Raw genomic sequence first — 6,719 nt, forward strand, 5'->3', positions numbered from 1 at the left:
TTTATCACTTTTTGTTTGCTTTTTGTCATAGAATATGTTAGCTGCAGTGGTTTTTTATTGTTTTCAATGACTTCCACTCGTGTTCAATATTTTCCATTAAAATTGCATTGTCGAATTTTATGCTTCCTTTTGGAAAAATATTTTCATCTTCAAAAAAACTTGATTTTACATTAGAAACTTGCAATGGTTTCACTTCCCAATTATATGTTTCTAGTTTTAATCCTTCATAGTTTTTCCCATTTGGAGAATATCCCACGGAACCATTTTCAAAAAAATTTGAAACGTTTTCTATTGTTTTAAATATTGAATTTTCATCAAACTTATCTGATAATTTTGCGTCAATTTCTATAGTTGTATTATCAGAACTCGTAAAATCTAAATGATAATTATTATTTTCTTCTTGAACATTAAATTTTGCGAAATAATGTTTTCCAGGGAAAATTCTTCCTCCAATTAATGAATTCAGCTTTAAATTCGTATCTCGTCTTGGAATATAGACACCTTCTTTCAATTCTCCGTTTTCATTCCATTCAACTGCAATTCTATGTGCTCCATTTTCTGAATTAACTCCGATAAAATTTGGAAATCCTTTTGGTTTTATGTCTTTTAATCGAATTAAACATATTCCAACGATTGCTTTTCCCTCATAAAGTTTTGGACGAAATGGTTCAGGTAAAATTTTTTGAACAAATTCCGAATCTGCTACAAAATTTATAAGCATTCTTCGTTCTATTATTCCATGAATTGTTGGGATTTTCATTTATTGACGGGGTTTTAATACCATTGCAGCTAACGGTTTCGGGCTTTGCGTTGGTGGGCTTTTGAAACCGTAAACTGTCTGCCAGCACCAAAGTTTATTAATTGCTCAAATGTTTCTATTCGCACTGTCAGCCCACTAACGCAAAACCCGTGTTATGTGCCGTATTTCTATCCATTCTTTTGCTTCATAAAGTTCAGCAAATCGAGAATGTGTTGTTGAGTATGTCCGTAAAAAATGAGTTGGAAATACCAAAGTCCGTCAGCCAAACTGTTGTTTTCAATTCTCCATTTAATTTCTAAAAGGTCCGTGATAATATCAGAAAGGTCGTCTATTGCGTCTCCAATTGCATTATCTTTTATATTGTCAATGTCGTTGATGTCAAGGATTGTTTTGTAGAATCCAAATTCATTGAAATTACTTGCAACATTTTGTCTGATGTCCGGAAGTTGTGATTTGTCAAAGTCTGGGAACTTTGTTTCATCAAATTTGTATTCAATGTGAAAATACATGTCGTAAATTTTCACGAGATGTCGTTCCAACAATTTTTCTTTGTCGGTTACTGTCAAGTTTGGCTGGAGTCCATACTTAACAATTTCGTTTATTGTCGGAATTAATTCTGTCATTGTTGTGTCGTCCTAATATGGCACATAACGGAAAAAGTATTGGCGAAGTGCGGGCTTTCGAAGAACAAAATGTTCAAGAAAGACTAAACGTAGCGAATGCTTTTTCAATACTGCTAACTTACAAAAAATTGCAGAATTGAAAAGCATGAGCGGAATAGAAAATCTACTTTTCAATTTTGCACTTCCTCCCGCATTTTGCCAATACTATGTTATCTGCAGTAATATTTTATTTATTTGTTTTTTCTCCAAGGAGTTTTTGCATTTCAAGGTCTTTGATATTAAAATGTCTTTTATTTAAAAAACCGACACTTTTAATTGTTGGGTGTTCAAGAATTGGTTTTAGATTTCCATCCAAAATATTTGTATTTACAAATCTAAAATCTTCGAGTTTCGGAAATAATTTCAAAAAATCTAAATTTTCAATTGGGCCACAATCATTTAAACACAATATTCTTAAATTTTTAAGTTTCAAGAGATTTTGTTCAAATATGAATTTTTTTGAGGTAAGAATATGCAAATGCTCTAAATTTTCGCTCAAACCATCTATGAAATCATCATTAAGTAATTTGATACAGCATTGCAATTCAAGTCTTTTCAGTTTAGTAAATTTATCAGCAATAAGGCTAAAATCTGTAATATTTGCCCAATTCAATTGTAAGAATTTTAAATTATCAGATTTTGGAATTTGATTTACTATTTTATCCGTTGTTTTTAAATGCCACAAAATTGCATATTCCGAATTTCCGAAATTCTGATTAGGCCAACTAATATCATTATTTTTCAGATCTTTTTGATAAACCTTATTAACATCTATTTCGTCAAATAAAATTGAATTGAAAGTCCAGTCCATTCAGTTGTAGCGAGATTTTGTGGATTATTGCAGATAACGGTTGGGTATTTCTGTTGGCGGGGATTATTATAATTAGTTTTTGTAAATATAACAAAAAGAACAACTCGCGAAAATCTTTATGATGTAAACTTCAATCCCGCTAATAGAAATACCGTGTTGTGCGCAGTATTTGTTAATTTCAAGGGAGTTTTAGTGCTTTTAATAGTCAGTCAGACAGTTAAAAAAGATAGTGAATTCGTGCAGTTTTGCATTTTTGTTTTAGCAGAAATAGTTTTCTGAAGTTTAATCCAGGACGCTAAGTGCAAAGTAGGGGAGTCAGATCAGTAGTTTTAGAAAAGTCAGTGCGGTTTTTTAAGCGGCAATCCTCAGTGCGGTTATTTTTCCAAAGGTAGATTCAAATTCAGAATTCAGCCAGCAAAAAGAGCAGTTCAGAGTTAAAAAAATCTCATAAATTTTGTTTGAAAGTCGCGGCGGTAATATTGCGCACAACGGAAAAAGTATTTGCGAAGGGCGGGCTAAATGGAACGAAAAGTTCAATTTCGACCGACCGAAGCAAATTGCTTTTTCAGATTACCAAATTACAAAAAAAAGTAATATGAAAAGCAAATTGCGACTAAATGCAACTCATAGTTCTATTATAACTTCAACCCCGCCTTTTGCAAATACTATGTTGTGTGCAGTTTTTACTTGTAGGTTATTGTAGTTTTTCCAAATCTTTCAACAATTTTTTTAATTCTAAAGTCATCATCGTAATAATATTCAGACGAACTTATTCTTCCTAAATTATTATCCTTAATATACATCAAATTTAAGTTGTCGATTTTTTTAAATATAATACTATCGTCGAAATATTCAAAAGGTCTGTTAAATTCATCGAAATAAGGTGGGGGAGGTTCTAAATTCGACGTTGATATTTTTTCAATAAATCTGTAGGAATCAGAAGTGTTTTTAGAAAAATACAAATATGATTTTTTTGATAAACTATCTTTTTGTGATAAGTCGAAATAGTTATAATATCTGTTATTTTTATTCAGTAAAACTGTGTTAGGTTTCCCGAAATTATCAGTTTCAGAATAACTTATTTTGATAAATCCTTTGTCTGAATAATCAATTTTATAATTACCGATTTTATATTTTTTTCTTTCTCCTAGATATGAAGGTTTTGTATAAACATATTTTATATCAGATTCCAGAATATCTTTATTTTCCTTTTTTTTGCAAGAAGTAAATAATAGCAAAATATTAGCAATATAAAGGATTCTAATTCTCATTTTTGGACGGCACTTTTGTAAAATTGCACACAACGGAAAAAGTATTTGCGAAGGGCGGGCTAAATTTAACTGCAAGTTCAATTTCGACCGAACGAAGCAAATTGCTTTTGCAGATTACCAAATTACAAAAAAAAGTAATATGAAAAGCAAGTTGCGACTAAATGCAACAAATCTTTCTACTTGGTTTCAACCCCGCCTTTTGCAAATACAATGTTATCTGCAGTTTTTTTAGGTTATCCATAAAGCTTCTTCATCCCAAATTTTCCATTTTCCATTTTCTTTTTTTAGTAGATATGCTGTTCCGCGGCTAAAGCCATAGTCATAATAACCAACTTCTATATAAACGAAATTACCTGTAAAATATATCGGTGTAGAAAATGATAAATTTCTTTCATTTTTATTTTTTGGATTGGAAATTTTCAAATCGGAATTAATTTCATTGTCAATTTTTATTTTTTTTAATGCGTAATTATTTTGTTTCAAAACTAAAATTGAATCTTCTGATGTATAATTTTTCCGAAAATCTAATAACCTCAAAATACTTGTAGTTTTTCCAGGAGGAGGTGGGGGAATTTTCTGTTCAATTTCTTCTTTTGATGGAATGTATACTTTCAATTGTTTTAAAGAATCATTAATATAAATTGCTGAAGTATTGAATTTATTTTCTCTTTGTACAATTGCAAAAATAATCTGATTCAGTTCTCTATTTTCTTCTGAATTTGATTTTTTACAGCCAAATATTGTAACCAACATTAGAAATAGAATGATAATATTTAACAGCCTGATTTTCATAAAATTGCAGATAACGGGCCGTGGCTTGGCGAAGTGCGGGCTTGAATTGAGCGAAAGTTCAATTCAGTCCAAGACGTAGCCAAAGCTGTGAGCCTTTTGGTAAATTTAATAAAAAAACAAAAGCAAACAGCTTTTGCGAATAAAATAGGCGAGAAGTACAATAAAGCACTTAACCCCGCATTTCGCCAAGCCGATGTTAACTGCAGTTTCTTAATTTTTTATATCGTTTAATAAGTTTCTTAATCGAATTTCATCTTGAGTTAGATTTTTTGCATTAAAATCTATTTTATGTAAGTCAAAAAATATTGTTTCAGAATAAACTACTTTTTCTTGAAGGGTTTCTTCTCGTATTATTTTTGCGAAATCTGGAGTTTCCAAATTATCAAAATATACGTAAGTTGAATAGTTAATTGTTTTTGCAGGCGTTTTTCCGTTTTTCTTATAAAAATGATTCTCGGAATTAAATAATCGAACAAGTTTTAAATCTACATTTCTTGTAATTTCAGTTCCAAATCCTATTGAACCAATAACTTTATTTCTTTTATTTCTAATTATTCCAGATCCTTCGATTAATTTGGTTGGATAATTTTTTGAAAAAGTATTTATTGTATCCAAACCTTTATAAAAATCATGTTTTTTCCATAAGTATAAATCATCTTTTTGAGCAAATAAAAGATTAGAAGTGATAGTAAAAAATAATCCAAAAAATAATTTCATATTGGTCGTGCGGTTGTTATGAAATTGTAGTTAACGGAAAAAGTATTGGCGAAGTGCGGGCTTTCGAAGAACTAAAAGTTCAAGGAAGACCAAACGTAGCGAATGCTTTTTCAATACTGCTAACTTACAAAAAAAAAGCAGAATTGAAAAGCATGAGCGGATTATTTTTTCTGCTTTTCAATTTTGCACTTTCCCCCGCATTTTGCCAATACACTGTTAGCTGCAGTATTATTTGGGGATTTTGGCTTCTCTAAAAATTCCGCGTTCAGATAAATCTTGATCTTTAATAGGATATTTAGGGGTTAATGAATAATCAGAAATTTTTTCAATCGATTTAGTGATTGGGTTTAATTGAACATTATTCGCAAAAATTCTTATGATTTCGTTTTTTTCATTTGAATTTAAATAAATTTCTCCTTTTTTTATTTTTAGTTCATCTAAATGGTATTTTTCCATACTTTCAATATCATTCAAATTATAGAAATACAAACTATCTCTTGTTTCTACAAATTTTTCAAATTGATACCTTCCGCCATTTGAACTTTCTGAATATCCTTTATACTGATAAATTCGTGTAGTTAAATCAATTCCATTTTCGTTTGTAATATTAATTTTCATTGGTTTAAGAATAATACTACTTTTATAATAAGGTTCTCCACATGTTCCATAACAGTCGTGTGTAATGCCTTCAATGTTCTTTTTATTTGGAATTTCTGATATTTGATAAATTGGAAGTATATTTTCAACTTTAACTTTAAAGGTTTCAGTAGAATCCAAAATAATAAACCCTCTTGGATTTGAGTCCAATCCGCCCCACGCACTAAAATTATAAATAACCTTTGGGCTTCCTTCAATTTTTTGGACATATAATTTTTCAATTGTCCAATCATTTTTTCCAAAACCACAGCCGTAAAAGAAAGATAGTACTACTAATATTGAAAATATTTTGACCTTCATTTAATACACGATTTTTGAGATTATTGCAGCTAACGGAAAAAGTATTGGCGAAGTGCGGGCTTAATTTGAACAAAAGTTCAAGTTCAGACCAATCGTAGCCAATATTTTTTCAATGGAACTAAGTTAATCAAAAATGTGGAATTGGAAAATATTGGCGGCTAAAAATGTAGAGTAGTTCAACTTGTTACTTCTCCCCGCATTTTGCCAATACAATGTTAGCCGTAGTTGTTTTATTTTTTTCTTTTAATTGACATAATTTTTTCAGCATTTTCATCGGTAAAATTCAAATCTCTTTTGCCATCAAAACTCATTGTCATCAGAAATTCATTTTCGTTTATCTGTTTAATTGCTCCTAATATTCTACCTTTTTCTTCGTTATCTTTTATTGCTATGAAATCAATTTCAATTGGATTTTTTTCGTAATTAATAGAATATTTTAGTTCAGCTTTTTGTCCGTTATTTATTCCACCACGAACAATAAAATTTTTTCCATCTATGAATTCTCCATTTATTGACATTGAAACATAATTATCATAACTCAATATAAAATCACTGCTATTTTGCCAATAATCTGTCCAAATCCAATTTCCAATTAAATTTGGTTTTTCAGATATATCTTGAGCAGAACAATTTACAGAAAATAGAAAAAGTAAAGCAATTTTTATTAGTGATTTCATCTTAATGCGGTATGTTTTTACAATTACGGCTAACGGAAAAAGTATTGGCGAAGTGCGGGCTAAATGGAACGA

General features: G+C 30.0%; 8 protein-coding genes. All 8 read right to left on the reverse strand.

The window, feature by feature from the left end; translation table 11 throughout:
- Positions 1-37: 37 nt before the first annotated feature.
- Positions 38-760, reverse strand: coding sequence for a DUF2071 domain-containing protein (locus CDW55_RS12275; RefSeq protein WP_088470070.1), 723 nt, complete (start codon positions 758-760; stop codon positions 38-40).
- A gap of 167 nt (positions 761-927) precedes the next feature.
- A complete protein-coding gene (locus CDW55_RS12280; protein WP_088470071.1) occupies positions 928-1,383 on the reverse strand; it encodes a DUF5063 domain-containing protein in 456 nt (151 codons plus the stop codon).
- A 226-nt stretch (positions 1,384-1,609) separates the two neighbouring features.
- Entirely contained in the window at positions 1,610-2,233 is a 624-nt protein-coding gene (locus CDW55_RS12285; RefSeq protein WP_088470072.1) for a hypothetical protein, read from the reverse strand.
- 683 nt (positions 2,234-2,916) lie between these two features.
- On the reverse strand, positions 2,917-3,504 hold the full coding sequence (locus CDW55_RS12290) for a hypothetical protein (RefSeq protein WP_088470073.1): 588 nt from the start codon (positions 3,502-3,504) through the stop codon (positions 2,917-2,919).
- Positions 3,505-3,732: 228 nt separating this feature from the next.
- Entirely contained in the window at positions 3,733-4,296 is a 564-nt protein-coding gene (locus CDW55_RS12295; protein ID WP_088470074.1) for a hypothetical protein, read from the reverse strand.
- A gap of 210 nt (positions 4,297-4,506) precedes the next feature.
- Positions 4,507-5,013, reverse strand: coding sequence for a hypothetical protein (locus CDW55_RS12300; protein WP_088470075.1), 507 nt, complete (start codon positions 5,011-5,013; stop codon positions 4,507-4,509).
- 228 nt (positions 5,014-5,241) lie between these two features.
- Positions 5,242-5,970, reverse strand: coding sequence for a hypothetical protein (locus CDW55_RS12445; protein ID WP_143756241.1), 729 nt, complete (start codon positions 5,968-5,970; stop codon positions 5,242-5,244).
- Between the two features lie 230 nt (positions 5,971-6,200).
- Positions 6,201-6,719: hypothetical protein (locus CDW55_RS12450; protein ID WP_228399661.1), on the reverse strand; the 519-nt coding region annotated here is incomplete at its 5' end.

Source organism: Chryseobacterium sp. VAUSW3, assembly GCF_002205795.1.
In the GTDB taxonomy this organism is placed as follows: domain Bacteria; phylum Bacteroidota; class Bacteroidia; order Flavobacteriales; family Weeksellaceae; genus Kaistella; species Kaistella yananensis.